At 64.0% G+C, this 21407-nt stretch carries 22 protein-coding genes; 13 read left to right on the top strand and 9 right to left on the bottom strand.

Going from position 1 to position 21407, the window contains the following annotated elements; translation table 11 throughout:
• The first annotated feature begins 75 nt into the window (after nucleotides 1-75).
• Nucleotides 76-1227, top strand: a complete 1152-nt coding sequence (locus M1D78_RS19350; RefSeq protein WP_437421571.1) for an acyltransferase family protein — start codon at nucleotides 76-78, stop codon at nucleotides 1225-1227.
• A 15-nt stretch (nucleotides 1228-1242) separates the two neighbouring features.
• Here the strand turns inward: M1D78_RS19350 and csgH are convergent, their stop codons facing one another.
• From csgH to M1D78_RS19325, 5 genes are all read right to left on the bottom strand, one after another.
• Nucleotides 1243-1740: a curli-like amyloid fiber formation chaperone CsgH gene (csgH, locus tag M1D78_RS19345; RefSeq protein ID WP_437421570.1), complete on the bottom strand. Its 498-nt coding sequence runs from the start codon at nucleotides 1738-1740 to the stop codon at nucleotides 1243-1245.
• Between the two features lie 44 nt (nucleotides 1741-1784).
• Nucleotides 1785-2714, bottom strand: a complete 930-nt coding sequence (locus M1D78_RS19340) for a hypothetical protein (protein ID WP_437421569.1) — start codon at nucleotides 2712-2714, stop codon at nucleotides 1785-1787.
• 20 nt (nucleotides 2715-2734) lie between these two features.
• Complete coding sequence (locus tag M1D78_RS19335) at nucleotides 2735-3217, bottom strand: curli production assembly protein CsgB (protein WP_437421568.1); 483 nt, start codon at nucleotides 3215-3217, stop codon at nucleotides 2735-2737.
• A gap of 117 nt (nucleotides 3218-3334) precedes the next feature.
• Nucleotides 3335-3754 (bottom strand): CsgE family curli-type amyloid fiber assembly protein, encoded by a 420-nt coding sequence (locus tag M1D78_RS19330; protein ID WP_437421567.1) that lies wholly within the window; start codon nucleotides 3752-3754, stop codon nucleotides 3335-3337.
• Complete coding sequence (locus M1D78_RS19325; RefSeq protein ID WP_437421980.1) at nucleotides 3742-4326, bottom strand: helix-turn-helix transcriptional regulator; 585 nt, start codon at nucleotides 4324-4326, stop codon at nucleotides 3742-3744. Before M1D78_RS19325 ends, M1D78_RS19330 begins: the two co-directional genes overlap by 13 nt.
• Before the next feature lie 292 nt (nucleotides 4327-4618).
• Here M1D78_RS19325 and M1D78_RS19320 point away from each other — a divergent pair, with 292 nt between their 5' ends.
• The 4 genes from M1D78_RS19320 to M1D78_RS19305 all read left to right on the top strand — a co-directional run bounded on the left by M1D78_RS19320 (nucleotide 4619) and on the right by M1D78_RS19305 (nucleotide 8358).
• Nucleotides 4619-6331, top strand: coding sequence for an OPT family oligopeptide transporter (locus M1D78_RS19320; RefSeq protein WP_437421566.1), 1713 nt, complete (start codon nucleotides 4619-4621; stop codon nucleotides 6329-6331).
• Between the two features lie 55 nt (nucleotides 6332-6386).
• Entirely contained in the window at nucleotides 6387-7526 is a 1140-nt protein-coding gene (locus tag M1D78_RS19315; RefSeq protein ID WP_437421565.1) for an AI-2E family transporter, read from the top strand.
• A 71-nt stretch (nucleotides 7527-7597) separates the two neighbouring features.
• On the top strand, nucleotides 7598-7942 hold the full coding sequence (locus tag M1D78_RS19310) for a hypothetical protein (RefSeq protein ID WP_437421564.1): 345 nt from the start codon (nucleotides 7598-7600) through the stop codon (nucleotides 7940-7942).
• A 119-nt stretch (nucleotides 7943-8061) separates the two neighbouring features.
• Nucleotides 8062-8358, top strand: a complete 297-nt coding sequence (locus M1D78_RS19305) for a hypothetical protein (RefSeq protein ID WP_437421563.1) — start codon at nucleotides 8062-8064, stop codon at nucleotides 8356-8358.
• A 51-nt stretch (nucleotides 8359-8409) separates the two neighbouring features.
• On the opposite strand, the gene serA is transcribed toward M1D78_RS19305, so the two are convergent.
• Nucleotides 8410-9639, bottom strand: a complete 1230-nt coding sequence (serA, locus tag M1D78_RS19300; RefSeq protein ID WP_437421562.1) for a phosphoglycerate dehydrogenase — start codon at nucleotides 9637-9639, stop codon at nucleotides 8410-8412.
• A 200-nt stretch (nucleotides 9640-9839) separates the two neighbouring features.
• On the opposite strand from serA, the gene M1D78_RS19295 reads away from it, so the two are divergent.
• The 4 genes from M1D78_RS19295 (at nucleotide 9840) to M1D78_RS19280 (ending at nucleotide 14000) form a co-directional block, all read left to right on the top strand.
• Nucleotides 9840-11234, top strand: a complete 1395-nt coding sequence (locus M1D78_RS19295; RefSeq protein ID WP_437421979.1) for an FAD-binding oxidoreductase — start codon at nucleotides 9840-9842, stop codon at nucleotides 11232-11234.
• A 75-nt stretch (nucleotides 11235-11309) separates the two neighbouring features.
• Nucleotides 11310-11975: a fumarylacetoacetate hydrolase family protein gene (locus tag M1D78_RS19290; RefSeq protein WP_437421561.1), complete on the top strand. Its 666-nt coding sequence runs from the start codon at nucleotides 11310-11312 to the stop codon at nucleotides 11973-11975.
• A gap of 93 nt (nucleotides 11976-12068) precedes the next feature.
• Entirely contained in the window at nucleotides 12069-12980 is a 912-nt protein-coding gene (locus M1D78_RS19285) for an SdiA-regulated domain-containing protein (RefSeq protein WP_437421560.1), read from the top strand.
• Between the two features lie 105 nt (nucleotides 12981-13085).
• Nucleotides 13086-14000: an SdiA-regulated domain-containing protein gene (locus tag M1D78_RS19280; RefSeq protein ID WP_437421559.1), complete on the top strand. Its 915-nt coding sequence runs from the start codon at nucleotides 13086-13088 to the stop codon at nucleotides 13998-14000.
• 6 nt (nucleotides 14001-14006) lie between these two features.
• On the opposite strand, the gene rpiA is transcribed toward M1D78_RS19280, so the two are convergent.
• On the bottom strand, nucleotides 14007-14678 hold the full coding sequence (gene rpiA, locus M1D78_RS19275) for a ribose-5-phosphate isomerase RpiA (RefSeq protein ID WP_437421558.1): 672 nt from the start codon (nucleotides 14676-14678) through the stop codon (nucleotides 14007-14009).
• Nucleotides 14679-14842: 164 nt separating this feature from the next.
• Between rpiA and ilvA the strand changes: the two genes are divergently transcribed.
• Both ilvA and M1D78_RS19265 read left to right on the top strand, forming a co-directional pair.
• Nucleotides 14843-16357, top strand: coding sequence for a threonine ammonia-lyase, biosynthetic (gene ilvA, locus M1D78_RS19270; RefSeq protein ID WP_437421557.1), 1515 nt, complete (start codon nucleotides 14843-14845; stop codon nucleotides 16355-16357).
• A gap of 20 nt (nucleotides 16358-16377) precedes the next feature.
• Nucleotides 16378-16818 carry a DUF2269 family protein gene (locus M1D78_RS19265; RefSeq protein WP_437421556.1) on the top strand — a complete coding sequence of 147 codons (441 nt, stop codon included), beginning with the start codon at nucleotides 16378-16380 and terminating at the stop codon, nucleotides 16816-16818.
• A gap of 131 nt (nucleotides 16819-16949) precedes the next feature.
• Here the strand turns inward: M1D78_RS19265 and M1D78_RS19260 are convergent, their stop codons facing one another.
• The gene (locus tag M1D78_RS19260; RefSeq protein ID WP_437421555.1) at nucleotides 16950-17603 is read right to left on the bottom strand and encodes a histidinol-phosphatase; all 654 of its coding nucleotides are present in this window, start codon (nucleotides 17601-17603) and stop codon (nucleotides 16950-16952) included.
• Nucleotides 17604-17773: 170 nt separating this feature from the next.
• On the opposite strand from M1D78_RS19260, the gene M1D78_RS19255 reads away from it, so the two are divergent.
• Nucleotides 17774-18253: an RNA pyrophosphohydrolase gene (locus tag M1D78_RS19255; RefSeq protein WP_437421554.1), complete on the top strand. Its 480-nt coding sequence runs from the start codon at nucleotides 17774-17776 to the stop codon at nucleotides 18251-18253.
• 19 nt (nucleotides 18254-18272) lie between these two features.
• Nucleotides 18273-20546 carry a phosphoenolpyruvate--protein phosphotransferase gene (ptsP, locus tag M1D78_RS19250; protein WP_437421553.1) on the top strand — a complete coding sequence of 758 codons (2274 nt, stop codon included), beginning with the start codon at nucleotides 18273-18275 and terminating at the stop codon, nucleotides 20544-20546.
• Between the two features lie 16 nt (nucleotides 20547-20562).
• Here ptsP and M1D78_RS19245 read toward each other — a convergent pair whose 3' ends face one another.
• Nucleotides 20563-21321 (bottom strand): NRDE family protein, encoded by a 759-nt coding sequence (locus M1D78_RS19245; RefSeq protein ID WP_437421552.1) that lies wholly within the window; start codon nucleotides 21319-21321, stop codon nucleotides 20563-20565.
• Nucleotides 21322-21407: the final 86 nt, after the last annotated feature.

Here is a 21407-nt window from a genome sequence, read left to right as displayed (position 1 = left end):
GGTAACAAATCCTCGGCCAGGACGGCCTGCGCAGTGGCGCAGCTGACATGCCTGGATGTCTAGCAAGGTGCAGGAATGAAACGTTTCGTTGTACTCGATGGTTTTCGCGGTATCTGTGCGGTCGCGGTGGTGTTGTTTCACACGCAAATCCTTCTGAGCTTTTCGGAGCTTGCTTTCCTCCGCCACGCGGACCTGTTCGTCGAATTCTTCTTCGTGCTCAGCGGGTTCGTCATGTACCACGCCTACGGCACGCGTACATTCGATAGCGATGTGCTCCGGCGCTTTCTGATCAGCCGGACCTTTCGCCTCTACCCGCTGCATCTGGTGATGCTGCTGGTCTTCATTGGCCTGGAGTTCGGCAAGCTGTGGGCCGAGCATCACGGCTTCGCCTTCAACGATCCGGCGTTCACCGGCAAGACGGCGCCGAGCGAGATACTGCCCAACGCGCTGCTGTTGCAGTCCTGGATCGGCGATTTCAACAGCCTGTCATTCAACACGCCGGCCTGGAGCATCAGCATCGAGTACTACCTGTACCTGCTGCTGGCGCTGGTGCTGCTGGTGGCGCCGCGCTACTGCGGGCCGATTCTGGCGCTGGCGACACTGGTGTCCTTCAGTGCGCTCTATGTCGAGCTGGACGTGATCAAGCCGTTCATCTGGCGTGGGGTGTCCTGCTTTTTCGCCGGGGCGCTGACCTACCGCCTGTACCGGGCGCTCGAGCCAGCTTGTTCCCGGTTCGACGACCGCTTGTTCTTCACTGGGCTCGAGGCGCTCTGCCTGTTGTTGGTCTACCGCACCCTGACCCACCCCAGCGCGCACCAGGGCATCGTCGCCAGCCTGCTGTTCTGCGCAGTGGTGCTGGTGTTCGCCGGGGAGCGGGGCGCCGTGTCGGTGTTGCTCCGGCGCAAGCTGTTTACGCGCCTCGGAGAACTGTCGTTCTCGATCTACCTGACCCATGCGGCAGTGATCTTTGCCTTCACCAGCGCGGCGGTGGTGCTGTCCAAGGTCACCGGGACGAGCTACACCGTGATACTCGACAAGCCGGGCACTGATCAGATCATGCGCTACATCAGCTCCGGCAACCGGATCGTCGACGAACTACTGACCCTGCTGGAGCTGGCGATGGTCTTTGCAGTCTCGACGCTGACCTATCACTGCATCGAGCTGAAAGGTATCGAGTGGGGGCGGCGGCTGGCGCGTAACGAGCCGTTGCGGTTGTCTCGTGTTTGACAGCAGGGCGCGCGTCTAGACGGCGTGCGGGCCCGGCCGCCCGTTGGTGTCCGACGGGCGGCCGGCATCGCGCTGGCGGGCCATCAACTCGCCGTCTTCCGCAGGCGCTTCGATGCCGGGAAGCGTTGGCTCTCCAGGTGCCGGTTCGGGCGGAGTCGGGCCGGCCGGCTGTGCCGTCGGGTATTGCTGCTGAATGGGCGGCTGCGGCTGGCCGTCGAGCGACCACTCCAGGGTTGCCTGGATCTGGGTGTCCGGGTTCAGGCCGAGGCGGTTGTTCAGCGGGCATTGCGGTGTGGGGCCGGAGGTCAGCTCGCCCGACTGGCTGCTGCGGCTGGTGCCGGCCTTGCCGCTGCTGCGAACCTCCAGTCGATAGCTCAGCTGATGCGCCTCAGCACCGCTGAAACAGAGCCGCAGGGCTAGTCGGTCGTCGCCGTCGGGTGCGAGTTCGAGGCGGGCGGTGACCGGTGGGTTGCCGGCGGCGAGCAGCACGCCGGCCAGAGTGACGACGCTCATCATCGCGAGGCTCCGCTCCGGTATCGCCCTGGCGCGCTAACGGATCATTGCTGGTTGATGGTCGCCAGGTTGCCACTACCGGTCTGCTGAATGATTGCACTCACCGTGGCCGCAGCCTGGTTGATGTAGGCCGCGTTGGCATCGCCGGATTGGGTGATGCGCGCCTCGCTGTATTCGCCGGTCTGACGGACGTCGGCCAGGTTGGCGTCACCGACCTGGACCACGCTCGCCTGGTTGCCTTCGAACGCCTGAACCAGCTCGACGCGGTTGTCGTTACCGGTCGAGGAGCCGCGGAAGGCGTGGCCGCGCCCGCTCTGCACCACGGCCAGAAGGTTACCGTCTCCTGCCTGGTTGAAGACGACCTCGCCGAAGAGCGCGTTCTGGTCGATGCGTGCGGTATTCAGGTTGCCATTTTGCGCCAGCTGCAGGTTGCCCGAGTCGCCCTGTACCAGCGCGGCCAGGTTCTCGTCGCCGACCTGGTACACGGCCAGCCGGGTGCCGTGGTAGATGCCGTCCTGCGATAGGGTGACGGAATTATCGTTACCGATCTGGTAGGCCTCGGCCTGGGCGAGCCCGCGCTGGGTCGCCGCGATGAAATTGCCGTCGCCGACGCTGCTCAGCTGCAGGTCATTGGCGTACCAGGTCTGCTCGACTTCTGCGCGGTTGCCGGTGCCCTGCTGATAGACGGTGGCGGTGGCGAAATAGCTGTCGGGAGACTGGTAGATGGAGGCCTCGTTGCCGCTCCCCAGCTGGACGATGGTGCCGACGTTCGATTCAGCGTTTTCGGCCTGGTAGATCGAGCCATTGTTGCCGTCGCCGTTCTGCCTGATGAGCGCCTCGTTGAGCGGCCCGCTTTGTTCGATGTTGGCGGTGTTGCTGTCGCCGGTCTGATCGACCTTGGCGGTGCTGTCGGCGTGGGCACCGATGGCAGTAGCCAGCAGACCGGTGAATACAAGGGCGGGCAGACTGCGCATGGGGTGTCCTTTTGTTGGAGCTAGTACTGGATGATCTCGACGTTCTGGCCGTTGCCATACTGGACGACGCTGCTGCTCAGCCCGCTGCCGAGCTGTTCGATGCTGGCGTTGTTGTCGTTACCGATCTGGGCGATGGCGGCCTGGTTGTCGCTGCCGACCTGGGTGATATCGGCGGTGTTGCCCTGGCCGATCTGAAGGATCGTGGCGTAGAGGTTGTCGCCCTGTTGGAGGATGAATGCCTGTTGTTCGCTACCCTGCTGAAGGATATTGGCGAGCTGGTGGGTGCCGACCTGGCTGACGTCGGCCAAATTGTCGCTGCCTTGCTGGAGCACCTGGGCGGTCTGGCCGTCCGGCAACTGCAAGGCCTGCACGGCCGGGCCTGTGGCGGCCACGGCTCCGCCGGCTAGGTCGGCGTTGTCCATCAGGTCATTGGCGTGGGCGGCATGCGCGGTGAGCAGGAGGGCGGCGAGCAGGCCGCGGCGAACGAGCGATAGACGATCCATGCGGGGCACCTCTGGATAGTGCTGGGATTCTTCACGGGCGAAGCGGGGCTGAACATCCATCCAATGGTGCAAATACCCTACGGCCCGTCGTATGGAACGGATTAAGCCATCGCGGCGTTACAGCTCGTCGCGATCCATATCGAAGGTGTCCAGCATCAGGCTCTGCAGCTTGTTGCGGCTGATGTCCTCTCGAATCTGCACGGCCGCCTCGTTGGCGATGGTCTCGATTTCCGCCACGTTGGGCTGCAGGAACCGTCGATAAACGATGCGCTGGCCATGCTCGACCCACACCAGGCTGCCCCAGCGGGCTGAAGGCCGTTCGCGCACCACCAGGTCGCCGTCCAGGTCGGTCGCGTCCTGCAGCGCGAAGCTGAGGTAGCGGTGGAAGTCATGGCCAAAGCGGGTAATCGCATTGTCGATGATCAGGCCGCTGAGCTCGGCCTCGCCTTTCGCTTGAGGGGATTCGATGGGCTCGTCCTGGGCCTGCGCCGTCAGTAGCGTAAGCAGCAGTACCGCTCCCAACGTCAGGCGTGACACGGTTCGGACCAGTCCAGCCGGCCGCGCAGCAGGAAGGCCGCTTCGGCCCGGTTGGAGGCACCGATCTTGCGCAGCAGGTTGTGGATGTGGCTCTTGATCGTGTGCGGGCTCAGGCACAGCTGTTCGGCAATCTCGGCGTTCGACAACCCGTTGCCGGCGAGGCTGAGAATTTCGCGCTCGCGCAGGGTCAGCGAGGGCTTGCTGCCAGCCATCTGCCGCATCCGCCGCCATTGGCTGAGCAGCCGCTCGGTCAGCACGCGCGGCAGCCAGTCGCCGCCGTCGAGCAATACCTGGATGCCATCGAGCAGGTGCTCGCGGGTAGCGTGGCTGTAGAACACGCCGCGAATGCCGGGGTGTTTGTCGACCAGCCGCTCGGCCTGGTCGGGCGCGATGTTGACCAGCGCCACCGGGGCGGCTTCATCGAGCTGGTCGAGCAGGCCGGACAACTGCTCGGCCTGGCTATTGCCGGCATCGACGAGGTAGAGGTCAGCCGTGGTCCGGCCCGCCTCGTCGAGGCGCGCGAGGGAGACGTCCAGGTGAGCCTGTTCGCCGAGAAAGTGGCGGAAGAACAATCCCAGCAGTTCGTTGCCGGTCAGAAGGGTGACAGAGGGTTGGCTGGGGTCCCGTAGGTTGAGGTCCGCGTCGTCCATGTTCGTTCCTTTGGCTGAATGCCCGTTTACTAGCGTTGAGTACTAGCGTGGAAAAGTTACTAAACGACCGGCGCAGCGGGGTGAAGTTCAGCGTAGCGGTAGCGAATGGGCCGGCATCTGCGGACTAATCCAAAACTGCCGACGGACGGTCGGCGCAACGGTAAATGGAATGAATGGACTAAGGTGAGTCAATCACCCATTCGATGGAGTCGGCATGAGCAGAGCCCCTCGCGAACTGACCGTCCGCGCGCTGATTACTGGCGTGCTGCTGGGCGCGGTGCTTACGCCGTCGAATGTTTACTCCGGGCTGAAGATCGGCTGGTCGTTCAACATGTCGATCATCGCGCTACTGGTGGGCTTCGCCTTCTGGCAGGGCTTGGCGCGCGTCTGGCATGCGCCGGCCTGGACGCTGCACGAGAGCAACATCAACCAGACCGCCGCCTCCTCGGCCGCCTCGATCATCTCCAGCGGCTTGGTCGCCCCGATTCCGACGTACACGCTCATCACCGGCGTGCAGCTCGATACCCTGCCATTGATCGCGTGGGTGTTGTCGGTCAGTTTCCTCGGCATCTGGATCGCGTGGTATCTACGCCCTTCGTTGATCGTTCAGGCCCAGCTGCGCTTCCCGGAAGGCATGGCCACGCTGGCGACCATGCAGCAGATCTACAGCCATGGCGCCGAGGCGCTTCGCCGCCTTGCCGTGCTGGGCGCGGCGGCAGTCGCGGCGGCGGCAGTCAAGCTGGTCGATAGTCTGCTTTGGGCCTTGCCGCGCTGGGCGCCGACGGCGCAACTGGAGCGGCTCACCTTCACTCTGGAGCCCTCACTGCTGCTGGTGGGCTTTGGTGGGATCATCGGTCTGCGGGTCGGCCTGTCGCTGCTGCTCGGTGCGGTGCTGGCGTGGGGCATGCTGGCACCTTGGCTGGTCGATCAAGGCCTGGTGCGCATGCCGGGCGATGCCCCGGGGCCGCAGTTCGCCCTGCTCATCGAGTGGCTGCTGTGGCCGGGGGTGAGCCTGATGGTTTGTGCCACGCTGACGTCGCTCGGCCTGCGCATGCTCGCCGCGCGGCGAGAGGAGGCGTCGCGTAGCCTGTCGCTGCGGCGCCCGGCGCTGATGCCCGCGGCCGGCTTGGCGCTGGCCGCGGCGCTGGTGGTGGCGTTGCAGGTCAGGTTGTTCGGCATTCATCCGGGAATGGCGCTGTTGTCGATTCCGTTGGCCGTGCTGCTGGCGATGGTCGCGGCGCGTGTTGTGGGTGCGACGGGCATCCCGCCAATCGGCGCTATTGGCCAACTGTCGCAACTCAGTTTCGGTGCGATTGCGCCGGGGCAGGTGGCGATCAACCTGATGAGCGCCAACACTGCGGGCGGTGCGGCAGGGCAGTGCACCGACCTGCTCAACGACTTCAAGGTGGGCCACGCGATCGGCGCGACGCCGGCGCGTCAGGTCGTTGCCCAGTGCCTGGGCATCTTCGCCGGTAGCCTGGTTGGCGTACTGGTCTACCAGCTGTTAATCCCCGATCCGGAGGCGATGCTGATCACGCCCGAGTGGCCAGCGCCGGCCGTGGCAACCTGGAAGGCGGTGGCCGAGGCGCTGACGGGCGGGCTCGGCTCGATCAGCCTGGATATCCGCTGGGCCATGCTGGTCGGGGCGCTGCTGGGCGTCGTTCTGGGCGCGCTCGAGGCCACGCTGCCTGCCAGGCGGATGCGCTGGTTGCCGAGCTCCGCAGCGTTGGGGCTGGCCTGCATCATCCCTGCGTCGATTTCGCTGATGATGGCCTTCGGTGCGGTACTTGCCTGGCTCGTCGCGGCGCGCTGGGGTGGGCTGGCCGAGCGTTTCGTGATCGTGGCCGCGGCAGGGCTGGTTGCGGGCGAAAGCATGGCGGGCGTGGGCATCTCGCTCTGGCAGCTGCTTGGCCAGGGCGGCACCTGAATTTCTCCAGCCCCGTCCGGTCCGAAACTGCATGACAGGTTCAGGGGAGGGCGGCATGAGCGACGGCGAAGCGGAAGGGGCGAGCACAAAGAAAGTGGCCCGTCGCGCCATGGTCCGGGTCAGCGTGCTGGCGGCGGTTGCGGTGCTGGTGCTGCTGGTGTGGATGGCCTTCGATTTCCTTCTGCTGCTGTTCGCCGCTCTCCTGTTCGGCGTGCTCATTCATGGTGTCAGTCGCTGGATCAGCGAAAAGACGCCACTGTCGCGAAACGTCGCGATGGCGCTGTTTTTCGTCGTGCTGATCGCCGCCACCGGCCTGTTCGGCTGGCTGGTGGCACCCAGCATCAGCGATCAGATCGACAAGCTGTCCGAGGCACTGCCGGAAGCGGTCGAGCGATTGCGCGAGCGTGCCGACAATTCGGCCTGGGTCAGTCGGCTCATGGAGTACCAGGGCAGCCTCAAGGAAAGCCTCTCGGCCGGGGATGGCTTCAGCGTCGTCACGGCGGTGCTGTCCTCGCTAGCCGGTGCGTTGACGAGCACAGTCGTGGCCTTCGCTATTGGCGTGTGCCTGGCCCTTGACCCGCGCATCTATCTGGATGGCTTCATCAAACTGATCCCGCTTGGTTACCGGGTGCGGTTGCGTGAGGTGCTGGTCGAAACTGGCTCGACGATGCAGTCCTGGCTGGTTGCGAAGCTCTACGAGATGCTGCTGATCGGCGTGCTGACTACGCTCGGGCTCTGGTTGCTGGGCATCGAGTTGGCACTGGTGCTGGGTCTGATCGCCGGCCTTCTGTCGTTCATTCCCAATATCGGGCCGGTGCTCTCGGTCATTCCGGCGCTGTTGCTGGCATCGCTCGAAGGCACGCGGACGATGCTCTACGTGGCCGGGCTCTACACGGTGGTGCAAATGCTCGAGAGCTATGTGTTCACGCCTTGGATGCAGAAGCGGATCGTCTCCGTGCCGCCCGCGCTGACGATCTCCGTTCAGCTGCTGTTCGGCCTGTTCGCTGGCACGCTCGGGCTACTGCTGGCGACGCCGTTGGCGGCAGTGGGCATGGTGTTGGTGCGCAGGCTCTACATTGAAGATGTGCTCGGCGATGGCGCCGATGAACGGTCAAACGGTACGGGCCGCGACGAACGGTGTGGCCGTGAAGGCCACGCGCCAGGCTGTCCGATGCCCGATGGAAAGATTTCGTAACCCGCACCGTGAAACCCCTGCGTGCGGGTGGTGCCCGAACTTATGAGTCCACTGAAACAGGAGAGCGCAAAATGCACACGAGCAAATTCGCGGCTTTGACCCTGGCAGGTTTGATGTCCACCGGCGTGTTCGCCGCCGGAACCTCGGGCGACATGCATGGTGATGATCACAAGAAAGACACGATGATGGATGGTCACACCACTGACGACACCAACCGTAACGGGATGGCAACTGGAACCGGAACTACCACCGGTAGCGGCATGGGCACCGGGACCGGCGGCGCGACTGGCGCTGGCGCCGAAACCGGCCCGGGTGCCGGCACTGGAACCAGCGTGGGCAATACCACCGGCACCGGCAACAGTGCGACTGGCTCCGGCACCGGCGGCGGCGCAGGTGGCTCCGGCGGCAGCAATTGATTACTGCCTCAGCCAGATGAGAAGCCCCGGCCCTGGTCGGGGCTTTTTCTTGCAGCATTGAGCGCCCACGGGTCCGTTGTCGCGAGGCGGCTCAGGACTGGTCAGCGTTGGAGAAGATCATGGATATGCGTGTTCTTTTACTGAGCATCGGTCTGTCGGTCACCGGCAGCGTACTGGCTGAAGGCACCGGGCCGACCCATCCCGAAAAGAGTCGAACCCATCCCCTTGATACCCGCGAGCCGCGACAGGACGTCATCGAGCAGCCTGGTGACAAGGCATCGTCGCCGCGGCCGCCCACCCTGGAGGCTCCGCCTGCGGTTCCTCCACCGGAGCCGACGGAGCGGCGCCAGCCAGGCGATACGACGCCGCCACCGCCAGGCGAGGCGACCGGAGCGGGTAACGCCTCTTCCGGCTGAACGGAAAACAAAAAGGGAGGCCGAGGCCTCCCTTGTTCACCGCGGTGAGCCTTAGAAAAGTACGCGGCTGCGGATGGTGCCGTTGACCTGCTGCAGTTTTTCCAGCGCCAGGTCCGAGTATTCGGCGTCGACGTCGATGACCACGTAGCCGACCTTCTCGTTGGTCTGCAGGAATTGGCCGCAGATGTTGATGCCGTTGTCGGCGAAGACCTTGTTGATCTCGCTCATCACACCTGGAATGTTCTGGTGGATATGCAGCAGGCGGTGCTTGCCCGGGTGCGACGGCAGGGCGACTTCCGGGAAGTTGACCGAGGAGACCGAGGTGCCGACGTCGCTGTACTTGACCAGCTTCTCGGCGACTTCCAGGCCGATGTTGGCCTGCGCCTCGGCGGTCGAACCACCAATGTGCGGGGTGAGGATGACGCGATCCAGGCCACGCAGCGGGCTTTCGAACTCTTCGTCGTTGGACTTGGGCTCGACCGGGAAGACGTCGATGGCCGCGCCGATCAGGTGCTCGTCCTTGATCGCGTTCGCCAGATGGTCCAGCTCGACCACGGTGCCGCGTGCAGCATTGATCAGGATGCTGCCCTTCTTCATCGCACGGATTTCCTTCTCGCCGATCATCCACTGAGTAGATGGCAGCTCGGGGACGTGCAGCGAGACGATGTCGCACAGGCCCAGCAATTCGTACAGCGAGCCGACCTGCGTCGCGTTGCCCAGCGGCAGCTTGGTCACCACGTCGTAGAAGAACACCTGCATGCCGAGGCTCTCGGCGAGTACCGACAGCTGGGTGCCGATCGAGCCGTAGCCGATGATGCCGAGCTTCTTGCCACGAATCTCGAACGAATTGGCCGCCGACTTGATCCAGCCACCGCGATGGCAGGACGCGTTCTTTTCCGGAATGCCGCGCAGCAGCAGGATGGCTTCGGCCAGAACGAGTTCGGCGACCGAGCGGGTATTGGAGTAAGGCGCGTTGAAGACTGCGATACCGCGTTCGCGGGCGGCGTTGAGGTCGACCTGGTTGGTGCCGATGCAGAAGCAGCCAACGGCGATGAGCTTCTTGGCCGCTTCGAACACGCCCTCGGTGAGCTGAGTGCGCGAGCGGATACCAATGAAATGAACGTCCGCGATCTTCTGCTTCAGCTCATCTTCCGGCAGCGCCGTCTTGAGGTATTCGATGTTGGTATAGCCGGCGGCCTTGAGGGTGTCGACAGCGTTCTGGTGGACGCCTTCGAGAAGAAGGAACTTGATCTTGCTCTTGTCGAGAGAGGTCTGGCTCATCTGCGTTAAAACCTTAAGGCCGAAGGATTGGACTGAAGTGTCCAGCGAAGGCTGGCCGACCCGGTTTGCACCGGTGTCGGGAGTCTGCCGAGGCACGTTTCAAAGGGGTGCGTATGCTAGCATACAGGCCCCTCGAAACACCCCATGTCCTGAGCTGAAGCGTTCTCAGGGTGACCATGAATCGAATGAGAGTTCCCATGATGACCGACCACGCCCTGATCGACGAGCTGAAGACCCTGGTCGAGCCTGGCAAGGTGCTGACCGATGCCGATTCGCTCGCTACCTACGGCAAGGACTGGACCAAGCAATATGCGCCGGCGCCGAGCGCCATCGTCTTTCCGAAGACGGTCGAGCAGGTGCAGGCCATCGTGCGATGGGCCAATCAGCACAGGGTCGCGCTCGTGCCATCGGGCGGCCGCACCGGCCTGTCCGCCGCAGCGGTGGCGCCAAACGGCGAGGTGGTGGTTTCCTTCGATTACATGAACCAGATCGTCGAGTTCAACGTGACCGATCGCACCGTTGTCTGTCAGCCGGGCGTGGTCACCGCGCAGCTGCAACAGTTCGCCGAAGACAAAGGGCTCTATTACCCAGTGGACTTCGCCTCGGCCGGTTCCAGCCAGATTGGCGGCAACATTGGCACCAACGCTGGCGGCATCAAGGTGATTCGCTACGGCATGACCCGCAACTGGGTCGCGGGTCTGAAGGTCGTCACCGGCAAGGGTGACCTGCTCGAGCTGAACAAGGACCTGGTCAAGAATGCCACCGGCTATGACCTGCGCCAGCTGTTCATTGGCGCCGAAGGCACGCTTGGCTTCGTCGTCGAGGCCACCATGCGCCTGGAACGCCAGCCGACCAATCTCACTGCGATGGTGCTCGGCACGCCGGACTTCGATTCGATCATGCCAGTGCTGCACGCCTTCCAGGACAAGCTCGACCTCACCGCATTCGAATTCTTCTCGGATAAGTGCCTCGACAAGATCCTCGGTCGCGGCGATATCCCCGCACCCTTCGAGACGCGTGCGCCGTTCTACGCGCTGCTGGAGTTCGAGGCGACCACCGAAGAGCGCGCCGAGCAGGCGCTGGCGACTTTCGAGCATTGCGTTAACGAGGGTTGGGTGATCGATGGCGTGATGAGCCAGAGCGAGCAGCAGCTGCAAAACCTGTGGAAGCTGCGCGAGTACATTTCCGAGACCATCTCGCACTGGACGCCCTACAAGAACGACATCTCCGTGACCGTCTCCAAGGTGCCGGCCTTCCTCGCCGACATCGACGCGATCGTCACCGAGAACTACCCGGACTTCGAAGTGCTTTGGTACGGCCACATTGGCGACGGCAACCTGCACCTGAATATCCTCAAACCCGAGGCGTTGCCGAGGGAGGAGTTCTTCGAGAAGTGCGCCGCGGTCAACAAGTGGGTATTCGAGACGGTCGAGAAATACAACGGTTCCATCTCAGCCGAGCATGGCGTCGGCATGACCAAGCGTGACTACCTGACCTATAGCCGGTCCGAGGCCGAGATCGCCTACATGAAGGCGATCAAGGCGGCATTCGACCCCAACGGCATCATGAACCCGGGCAAGATCTTTGCTGCCTGATGCGTTTTGTAGGCGCCGGCGAGCCGGCGCCATGATGAGTCGCCCCCGTTCTTGCTACGCCCCTGAGGATTCGCGATGACCTACAAGCACCAGTACACCGACGGCACCCCGATTCATTTCCCGCTGGGCAAGGCCGTGTGCATCGGCCGTAACTATGCCGAGCATGCGAAGGAGCTGAACAACCCGGTGCCGACCGAGCCGTTGCTGTTCATCAAGACCGGCAGCTGCGCTGTGCCGCTGGCCGGTGGTTTCTCGATACCGGCTGACCGTGGCGATGTGCATTTCGAGGCCGAGATCGCCGTGCTCATCGGCAAGCCGCTCTCGCGCAAGCCGAACGAGGAAGAAGTGCGGGATGCCATTTCCGGTTTCGCTCCGGCGCTGGACCTGACCCTTCGGGACGTGCAGGCCAAGCTGAAGGAGAACGGCCAGCCGTGGGAGCTGGCCAAGAGCTTCGACGGCGCGCTGGTGCTGGCGCCGTTCGTGCCGGGCGATGCGGTCAGCGACCTGAACGACATTGACGTTCGCCTGACCATCGACGGCGAAGTGCGTCAGGACGGCAACAGCAGCCAGATGCTCAACGCGATTCTGCCGCTGCTGCAGCACATCGCCGGGCACTTCAGTCTGCAACCGGGCGACGTGGTACTGACCGGCACGCCGGCCGGCGTCGGTCCGCTGAAGCAGGGCGCCTCGCTGGTGCTGGAGCTGGTTGGCCTGTCGCGCTTCGAAAGCCGCGTACTTTAAGCCTGTCGGCTCGGGTGCCTCAGCACGCCCGAGCCGTATCCTCCAACACCCGCTCGTGGTGTAATCCGGCTCCGCTTCCGGATCCTCTCTCGCATGTCAGCCAAGCCCCATTCGCGTTCCCGCCTGCGTTTTGCCCTGTTCGGCCTGTTTAGTTTTGTTCTGCTCCTCGTGTTCGTCGCCGGCACGCTGCTGCATTGGGACGACCAATTGCGGCTCCTCTGGCAGGAACAGCGCACCAGCGTCGAGCAACGCGCCGCGAGCGTTTGGTTGCCCGACTACGAGCTGGTGCTCCAGGCGCGGCTGCTGGGGCTTGAGGAAGATGAAACCTCCGGCCTGACCTGGAACCCGGCGACCGGCACCTTGTTCACCGTCACCGGCCAGAATCCCCAGTTGATCGAACTGACGCCGGGCGGCGTGGTGCTCCGGCGCGTCCGCCTGACTGGTTTTTCCGACCCCGAGGCGGTCGAGGCGTTAAGCGACGGTCGATTGGGTATCGTCGACGAACGTCGCCGGCTGGTCGCGGTGTTCAACTTGCCGCCGGGTGTCGAGTCGCTCGATCTGGACCAAATGGCGGCCTACGACCTGGGCTTCCCGTCCGCCGGGAATAAAGGCTTCGAGGGGCTGGCCTGGAACCCACGCACCCACCGCATGTTGCTGGCCAAGGAGCGCGATCCGCAGGGGTTGTACGAACTGCCGTTCCCCGGCGAAGACGGCGCCGCCGGCGTGCTAGAGGCCTTGCCTAGCCAGCCTTTACTGGTGCGCGACATCTCCTCGGTAACCATCGATCCGACCACCGGCCACACGCTGATGCTGTCGGACGAATCCCGTCTGCTGGTCGAACTTGATCTACTCGGGCGGCCGCGTAGTTTCATCAGTCTATTCGGCGGCCTTAATGGCCTGGTGGAGGGCATTGATCAGGCCGAGGGGGTGGCGATGGACGCGCGTGGCGATATCTATGTGATCGCTGAGCCAAACCTGCTCTATGTGTTCCGTCGCAAGCGGTAACGATCCACGCCGGTCGCTGTCCATGCCTGCGCGAAGGCGCACGCTGTTAAGTTTCGGCTAAGGTTGGCCGTGCACCCTGTCGCTCCCCGGGCTTTTAGAGAGTGCATGATGCGCCTTGCTTACAAATGGACACTGGCCGTGATGGTCAGCGTAGCCGTGATCCTGGCCGTCGCGGCCGGCCAGTACTTTCGCTTCTTCGAACAGACTTGGTTTCATTTCGGCCAGTGGCGAGAGGCCGACGCGCGTGAGGCCGCCTCGCTCTGGCTGCCGGATTACCAAGCGGATATCCAGGCAAAACCGGTCGAGGGCATCGAAGACGATCTGTCGGCCCTGGCCTTCGACCCAGACCGCAATACCCTGATCGCCATCACCAACGCCAACCCGCAACTGCTCGAACTCAATCTGGATGGCAAGCTGCTCCGGGCCATCCCACTGGTGGGCTTCGGCGACCCCGAGGCCATCGAGTACGTCTCACGCGGCGTTTATGTGGTGAGTGACGAGCGCCCTCAGCGACTGCTTCGCATCGAGGTGAACGACCAAACCCGGCAGATCGACGCGGCTGCCAGCCAGCAGCTTTCACTGGGCATCGGGCAGAACGGTAACAAGGGATTCGAGGGCCTGGCCTATGACGTGGCCGGCAAGCGCCTCTTCGTAGCGAAGGAGCGCGACCCGGTGCGCATCTATGAAGTGCAGGGTTTCCCTTACGCCCGGGGCGATCAGCCGCTCGCCGTGCACGTCACCGAAGACCCCGAGCGCGACGCCGACCTGTTCGTGCGCGACCTTTCCAGCCTGCAGTACGACGAACAGACCGGGCACCTGTTAGCACTGTCCGACGAGTCGCGGCTGGTCGTCGAACTCGACATTCACGGCAAGCCCATCAGCACCCTGTCGCTGCGAGCCGGAGACCACGGCTTGGACGCTGACGTGCCACAGGCGGAGGGCGTCGCCATGGCGCCGGACGGCACGCTCTATCTGGTCAGCGAGCCCAACCTGTTTTACCGGTTCCGCAAGGGCGGCTGACCGGCCTCAGCGCTTGAGCGACTGAACGCCATCCTTGGTGCCGAGCAACAGGATGTCGGCCGGACGCATGGCGAACAGGCCGTTGGTGACCACGCCGACGATGTTGTTGATCTGCGCTTCGAGTTCCGGGGCGAAACCGATCATCAGGTTGTGCACGTCGAGGATGACATTGCCGTTGTCGGTCATCACGCCGTCGCGGTAGACCGGATCTCCACCGAGCTTCACCAGCTCGCGCGCGACGTAGCTGCGCGCCATCGGGATGACCTCGACCGGTAGGGGAAAGGCGCCAAGGCGCTCGACCAGCTTGCTGCCGTCGGCGATGCAGATGAAGGTCCGGGCAACGGCCGCGACGATTTTCTCGCGCGTCAGGGCTGCGCCGCCGCCCTTGATAAGTTCGAGGTGGCTATTGGCTTCGTCCGCGCCATCGACGTAGAACTCGAGTTCCGCCACTGAATTCAGGTCATACACGGGAATGCCGTGACCCTTGAGACGCTCGGCGGTCGCTTCGGAGCTGGCGACGGCGCCGTCGAAGATGCCCTTGTGCTTGGCCAGCAGATCGATGAAGAAGTTAGCGGTGGAGCCGGTGCCCACACCGACGATGCTGCGGTCGTTGAGCTGCGGAACGATGAGGTCGACAGCGGCCTGGGCAACGGCCTGCTTGAGTTGGTCCTGGGTCATGGCATGGGTCCGGGCGGAGACAGGGGGCGAAGTATAGCGGGGCCTCGTCGGCGGGTCTTGTGCGGGCAACTGTACCGGTGCCTGGCGCGGCCGATTGTCTGTGGTCGGCGCCAGCCCTGCGGGGTAGACTCGTTGGCCCCGCAATGCCCGCAGACCAGCCCACGATGCTCGAAAACTACGTCAAGAAGATCCTCACCTCGCGCGTCTATGACGTCGCGGTGGAAACCCCGTTGCAGCCCGCGCGCCAGTTGTCCGAGCGGCTCGGTAACCAGATTCTGCTCAAGCGCGAGGATCTGCAGCCGGTGTTTTCCTTCAAGATTCGCGGCGCCTATAACAAGCTGGCGCAGCTGTTGGCCGAGGAGTTGGCGCGCGGTGTGGTGACCGCATCGGCAGGCAATCATGCCCAGGGTCTGGCGCTGGCGGCCAAGCACATGGGGGTCAAGGCGACCATCGTGATGCCACGCACCACGCCGGAGCTCAAGGTGCAGGGCGTGCGTTCGCGGGGCGGCAAGGTCGTGCTGCATGGGGATTCGTTTCCCGAAGCGCTGGCGCATTCGCTGAAGCTGGTCGAGGAGAAGGGCCTGGTCTACGTCCATCCCTACGACGACCCGCACGTGATCGCCGGGCAGGGCACCGTGGCCATGGAAATCCTGCGTCAGCACCAGGGGCCGCTGCATGCGGTGTTCGTTCCGGTCGGCGGAGGCGGCCTGATTGCAGGGATCGCTGCCTACGTCAAATACCTGCACCCGGAAACTAAAGTCATCGGTGTCGAGCCGGACGACTCCAACTGCCTGCAGCAGGCGCTGACCGCCCGCGAGCGCGTGGTGTTGCCTCAGGTCGGCATCTTTGCCGATGGCGTGGCCGTGGCGCAGATCGGCCAGCACACGTTCGACATCTGCAAGGATCATGTCGACGAAGTCATCACGGTCAGTACCGACGAGATCTGCGCCGCGATCAAGGACATCTACGACGACACCCGCTCGATCACCGAGCCAGCCGGTGCCCTGGCCGTGGCTGGCATCAAACGTTACGTCGAGCGCGAGGGGATCGAAAACCAGGTGCTGGTGGGCATTGACTCGGGCGCCAACGTCAATTTCGACCGTTTGCGCCATGTCGCCGAGCGCGCCGAGCTGGGTGAGAAACGTGAAGCGATCATCGCGGTGACCATTCCCGAGGAGCCGGGCAGCTTCAAAGCGTTCTGCGAGGCCATCGGAAAACGTCAAATCACGGAATTCAATTACCGCTACCACCAGGATCGTGAAGCGCACATCTTCGTCGGTGTGCAGACCCACCCGGAGAACGACCCGCGCGCGGCGCTGGTCGATGGGCTCCGGGCTAAGGGATTTCCGGTGCTTGACCTGACCGACAACGAACTGGCCAAGCTGCACATCCGCCACATGGTGGGCGGGCATGCCTCGGGCGTGAGCGACGAAGTGGTTTATCGCTTCGAGTTTCCGGAGCGGCCAGGCGCGCTGTTCAACTTCCTCAACAACCTCGGCGGACGCTGGAACATCTCCATGTTCCACTACCGCAACCATGGTGCGGCGGACGGGCGTGTGGTCGCTGGCCTCCAAGTACCCGCCGAGGAGCGTCATCTGTTACCCGGCGCGCTGGACAAGATCGGCTACCGCTACTGGGATGAGACGGACAACCCTGCCTACCGACTTTTTCTCGGCTGACTGCCGCACTGCGAGGCTCGATGGAACACTACACGCTGCTCAATATCGTTCATGCCGCCCTGGCAATTCTGCTCACGCTCGGGCTGATCGCCCACGTCGTGATGCTCTGGAAGGCGTGGCGCAAGGCGGACCCGGCCGTGCTGCAGAAAAAGCTGCGCCGGACTCGCACGATGTCGCTGCCATTGCTCGCGGCGTTGGGGCTGCTGCTGCCGGTCACTGGCTGGTGGCTGGCGCACCTGGCAGGCTTCCCCTTGGGCCAGCTATGGTTGCTGGCCAGCTCGATCCTCTTCCTGATCCTGGTGCCGCTGACCTTGCTGCTCGGCGGCCGTCTGCGCGCCTGGCAGGCGCTGGGTGACACCCCGGCGCCGGCGAAGTTGCCGCGCTTCGCGCTGGTCTACGCCGGGCTGATTTTGCTGATTCTGGTGGCGATCATGGGGCTGATGGGCGCCAAGCCGGTCTGATGCGCAGCCTGTCAGGGGACAGCAGTTTCTTGCTGACCGTCCCCAGCGGCTTCGCCTGGCATCATGCGCGTGCTGCTATTGGCGGGTCTCGCCAGGCTGGTGGGTTACGCTGGGCCACCGGTGCCCGCCGCTCAGCGCAGCGAAATGACTTTCCAGCCGCGCTGCTCGGCGATTTGCCGGAGCGTTGGGTCCGGGTCGACGGCAACCGGATGGCTGACGCGTTCGAGCAGTGGCAGGTCGTTGCGCGAGTCGCTGTAAAAGTAGCTGTCGTCCAGGCTCTGGTCGTTCTCGACCAGCCAGCGCTCGAGCCGCGTGACCTTACCCTCCTGGAAGCAGGGGACGTCCATCATCCGGCCAGTGTAGCGGCCGTCCTGCATTTCACATTCCGTCGCTAGCAGGGTGTCGACACCCAGGCGCTTGGCGATGGGTCCGGTGATGAAACGGTTGGTCGCGGTGATGATCACCACCCGGTCGCCAGCCTCGTGATGCTGGCGCACCAGCGCCTCGCCTTTGGCTAGCACGATGGGTTCGATGTGGTCACGCATGAACTCGGCGTGCCACAGCTGCAGCTGCGCCAGTTCGTTGCGGCCCAGTGGTTCCTGGCAGAAGTCCTGGTAGGCCTTCACGTCCAGCGTGCCGGCCAGGTAGTCCTGATAGAAAGCATCATTGCGTGCGCGGTAATCGCTGGCATCGACCAGACCGCGCTGGCAGAGGAATTCGCCCCAGGCATGGTCGCTGTCGCCGGCCAGGAGGGTGTTGTCGAGATCGAAAAGAGCCAGGCGCACGCTGCGTCCTCCGGGCTGAGGGTGGGGGCGCAGCATAGCGGGATTAGCACCGCGGCGGCACCTGCCAGGGTGCTGTTCGAGGCGCTGGATCAACGGCCACCACGCGTGCTTTCTGCTTTTCTGTTTTTTGTGGAACAATGCCGCGACATGCGTTTGCGAGGTTGTATGCCGTGATCGACTCCGATGGTTTTCGCCCCAATGTCGGCATCATCCTGACCAATGACATCGGCCAGGTGCTCTGGGCCCGGCGGATTAATCAGGACGCCTGGCAATTCCCACAGGGCGGCATCAATCCGCGCGAAACACCCGAAGAAGCGCTCTATCGCGAGCTCAACGAAGAAGTCGGCCTGGAACAGCAGGACGTCAAGATCCTCGCCTGTACCCGTGGCTGGCTGCGTTACCGCTTGCCGCAGCGTTTGGTGCGCACGCACAGCCAGCCGTTGTGCATCGGTCAGAAGCAGAAATGGTTCCTGCTGCGCCTGACGGGTGCCGAGGAGCGAGTGCGCATGGACGTCACCGGCAAGCCCGAGTTCGACGGCTGGCGCTGGGTCAGCTACTGGTACCCGCTAGGCCAGGTGGTCACCTTCAAGCGCGAGGTCTACCGTCGCGCGTTAAAAGAACTCGCCCCGCGCCTGTTGGTGCGGGACTGACGGGAGAAAGCCCCTGAGCATGCTCGGCACGCTGCGCAAGATCGTCCAGGAAGTCAACGCTGCCAAGGACCTGAAGACGGCCCTGGGCATTATCGTGTTGCGGGTCCGGGAAGCCATGGGCAGCCAGGTCTGCTCCGTCTACCTGCTCGACCACGAGACCGGCCGTTTCGTCCTGATGGCTACCGAGGGTCTGAACAAGAAGGCCATCGGCAAAGTCAGCATGGCACCCAACGAGGGTCTGGTCGGCCTGGTCGGCACGCGGGAAGAACCACTCAACCTCGAGCACGCCTCCGAGCACCCGCGGTATCGCTATTTCGCCGAGACGGGCGAAGAACGCTACGCCTCCTTTCTCGGTGCGCCGATCATCCACCATCGCCGGGTGATGGGCGTTCTGGTCATTCAGCAAAAGGAGCAGCGCCTGTTCGACGAGGGCGAGGAGGCCTTCCTCGTCACCATGAGCGCGCAGCTCGCCGGCGTCATTGCGCATGCCGAGGCCACCGGCTCCATTCGCGGGCTCGGCCGGCAGGGTAAGGGCATTCAGGAGACGCGCTTCATTGGTATCCCCGGCGCGCCGGGCGCTGCGGTCGGCAAGGCCGTGGTGGTGCTGCCGCCCGCCGACCTGGATGTGGTGCCGGACAAGACCGTCGATAACATCCCCGCCGAGCTGGCGCTGTTCGAGTCGGCGCTGGAGTCGGTACGTGCCGACATGCGAACGCTCTCGGAAAAACTCGCCCACCAGATGCGAAAGGAAGAGCGTGCACTGTTCGACGTCTACCTGATGATGCTCGACGACTCCGCCCTCGGCGGCGAGGTGACCAAGGTTATCCGCACCGGCCAGTGGGCGCAGGGTGCGCTGCGCCAGGTGGTCGGCGACCACGTTGCGCGCTTCGAGATGATGGACGACGCCTATCTGCGCGAGCGCGCCTCCGACGTCAAGGACATCGGTCGCCGCCTGCTCGGCTACCTGCAGCAGGCCCACCAGCAGACGCTTACCTACCCCGACAACACCATTCTGGTCAGCGAAGAATTATCACCGGCGATGCTCGGCGAGGTGCCGGAGGGCAAGCTGGTGGGCATGGTCTCGGTGCTTGGCTCCAGCAACTCGCACGTGGCGATCCTGGCGCGCGCGATGGGGATCCCGACGGTCATGGGCGCGGTCGACCTGCCGTACTCGAAGGTCGACGGCATCGAGATGATCATCGATGGCACCCGCGGTGAGATCATCACCAACCCGGCCAAGGTATTGCGTGAGCAGTATCTGGTGCTTGCCGAGCAGGAGCGGCAGCTGTCCGAAGGGCTCGACGTGCTGCGTGAGCTGCCCTGCGAGACCACCGATGGCGTGCGCATTCCGCTGTGGGTCAATACCGGCCTGCTCGCCGACGTGGTGCGTGCGCAGGAGCGGGGAGCCGAGGGCGTAGGCCTGTACCGTACCGAAGTGCCTTTCATGATCAAGGAGCGCTTCCCCAGCGAGAAGGAGCAGATGGCGATCTATCGCGAACAGCTGCAAGCCTTCCATCCGCTGCCGGTGACCATGCGTAGCCTGGACGTGGGCGGCGACAAGAGCCTGCCGTATTTCCCGATCAAGGAAGAGAACCCGTTCCTGGGCTGGCGCGGCATCCGCGTGACGCTGGATCACCCGGAGATTTTCCTGCTGCAGACCCGTGCCATGCTCAAGGCCAGCGCCGGGCTGAACAACCTGCGCATCCTGCTACCGATGATTTCTGGCACGCGCGAGCTGGAAGAAGCGCTGCACCTGATCCACCGCGCCTGGGGCGAGGTGCGCGACGAGGGCACCGATGTCGAGATGCCGCCGGTCGGCGTGATGATCGAAGTGCCTGCCGCCGTGTATCTCACGCGCGAATTGGCGCGCCAGGTCGACTTCATTTCGGTCGGCTCCAACGACCTGACGCAGTACCTGCTGGCCGTGGACCGCAACAACCCGCGCGTCGCTGATCTTTACGACTATCTGCATCCCGCTGTGCTCGAGGCCCTGCAGCGCATCGTTCGCGAAGCGCACGACGAGGGCAAGCCGGTGAGCATCTGCGGCGAGATGGCGGGCGATCCCGGGGCGGCCATCCTGCTGCTCGCGATGGGTTTCGACAGCCTGTCGATGAACGCCACCAACCTGCCGAAGGTCAAGTGGATGCTGCGCCAGATCAGCTCGGCCACCGGCCGCGAGCTGCTGGCCAAGGTCATGAAAATGGACAGCCCGCAGGTCATCCACGCCACCGTACAGCTGACGTTGCGCAACCTCGGGCTGGACCGCATGGTGAACCCCGCCGCGGCGATCTAGCGGCGCGGTGTCTCGTTCAGTCGCGAAACGGCGGCAGGACGATGCGGGTTTCCCCTGCTGGCCCTTGAGCGTTGAAGCTGCGTTCGACCATTTCTGCTGCGCCATTGGCGTGACGGATGATCACCGTACTCGCCCGCGTGCCATAGTCGTCGCTGGTGATGAAGACGCTCGACAGCAACCGCTCCAGTTCTCTCGAGACGCCTGTTTCGGGCAATTCCTCATCCTCGGCGGTGTGCGGATCGCTGAGCAACTCCAGCAGCGCTTCGCAACTGGCCGTGTCGAGGCAGCCGTGCAATGCCGCACGTGCCCGACGTAGCTTCGGCCAGGGGCTGTCCAGCGCTGCGTTGGAGAGGCCATAGACTCCGGGTGAAAGCTGGCGCGGCGTGGCCTCGCAGGAATTGAGATACCACAGCGCGTCGCGGTTGCCGACCAGCAGGTTGAACCCTGAGTAATGCTCGATAAAGCCCGAGACTTCGTTCAGGTAGGCCTCTGGTGACAGGTCGCCACGCAGGAATTGAGCGGGCAGCTCGCCGCGTGAACGCGTTCCTGTCGGGGCGCTCGGGTCGCGGATGTTCGTCAGGGCGGCGAAGCGGCCGTTCTCGGTGACGGCCGTCCAGGTGCCGCCCCCCTGTAGATCGATGCCGCCAACGACGTAAGGCGCGTCCTGCCAGTGTCCGAGTGGCAGGCTGGGGCGGTCATAAAATTCGTCACGATTGGCCGCGACGATGAGAGGCACCGCGTGTTCAGGGCGCCAGGCAAAAACGATAAGACACATAGGCGGTCGGGTAGGCAGCTGAGATTCGAGGCTAGACGAAAGGCCGGCCTGCCTACAAGCAAGCGAGCCGACACCTATCAGGTCTG

This window comes from Pseudomonas sp. SA195 (assembly GCF_054131565.1).
The sequence above is the reverse complement of the archived record's forward strand: the minus strand, read 5'-3'. Positions and strand labels throughout refer to the sequence as shown.

Coding starts and splice junctions, on each gene's coding strand:
- M1D78_RS19350 (WP_437421571.1), top strand. CDS start 76: ATGAAACGTTTCGTTGTACTCGATGGTTTTCGCGGTATCTGTGCGGTC.
- csgH (WP_437421570.1), bottom strand. CDS start 1,740: ATGAGCGTCGTCACTCTGGCCGGCGTGCTGCTCGCCGCCGGCAACCCA.
- M1D78_RS19340 (WP_437421569.1), bottom strand. CDS start 2,714: ATGCGCAGTCTGCCCGCCCTTGTATTCACCGGTCTGCTGGCTACTGCC.
- M1D78_RS19335 (WP_437421568.1), bottom strand. CDS start 3,217: ATGGATCGTCTATCGCTCGTTCGCCGCGGCCTGCTCGCCGCCCTCCTG.
- M1D78_RS19320 (WP_437421566.1), top strand. CDS start 4,619: ATGAGCAGAGCCCCTCGCGAACTGACCGTCCGCGCGCTGATTACTGGC.
- M1D78_RS19315 (WP_437421565.1), top strand. CDS start 6,387: ATGAGCGACGGCGAAGCGGAAGGGGCGAGCACAAAGAAAGTGGCCCGT.
- M1D78_RS19310 (WP_437421564.1), top strand. CDS start 7,598: ATGCACACGAGCAAATTCGCGGCTTTGACCCTGGCAGGTTTGATGTCC.
- M1D78_RS19305 (WP_437421563.1), top strand. CDS start 8,062: ATGGATATGCGTGTTCTTTTACTGAGCATCGGTCTGTCGGTCACCGGC.
- serA (WP_437421562.1), bottom strand. CDS start 9,639: ATGAGCCAGACCTCTCTCGACAAGAGCAAGATCAAGTTCCTTCTTCTC.
- M1D78_RS19295 (WP_437421979.1), top strand. CDS start 9,840: ATGACCGACCACGCCCTGATCGACGAGCTGAAGACCCTGGTCGAGCCT.
- M1D78_RS19290 (WP_437421561.1), top strand. CDS start 11,310: ATGACCTACAAGCACCAGTACACCGACGGCACCCCGATTCATTTCCCG.
- M1D78_RS19285 (WP_437421560.1), top strand. CDS start 12,069: ATGTCAGCCAAGCCCCATTCGCGTTCCCGCCTGCGTTTTGCCCTGTTC.
- M1D78_RS19280 (WP_437421559.1), top strand. CDS start 13,086: ATGATGCGCCTTGCTTACAAATGGACACTGGCCGTGATGGTCAGCGTA.
- rpiA (WP_437421558.1), bottom strand. CDS start 14,678: ATGACCCAGGACCAACTCAAGCAGGCCGTTGCCCAGGCCGCTGTCGAC.
- ilvA (WP_437421557.1), top strand. CDS start 14,843: ATGCTCGAAAACTACGTCAAGAAGATCCTCACCTCGCGCGTCTATGAC.
- M1D78_RS19265 (WP_437421556.1), top strand. CDS start 16,378: ATGGAACACTACACGCTGCTCAATATCGTTCATGCCGCCCTGGCAATT.
- ptsP (WP_437421553.1), top strand. CDS start 18,273: ATGCTCGGCACGCTGCGCAAGATCGTCCAGGAAGTCAACGCTGCCAAG.
- M1D78_RS19245 (WP_437421552.1), bottom strand. CDS start 21,321: ATGTGTCTTATCGTTTTTGCCTGGCGCCCTGAACACGCGGTGCCTCTC.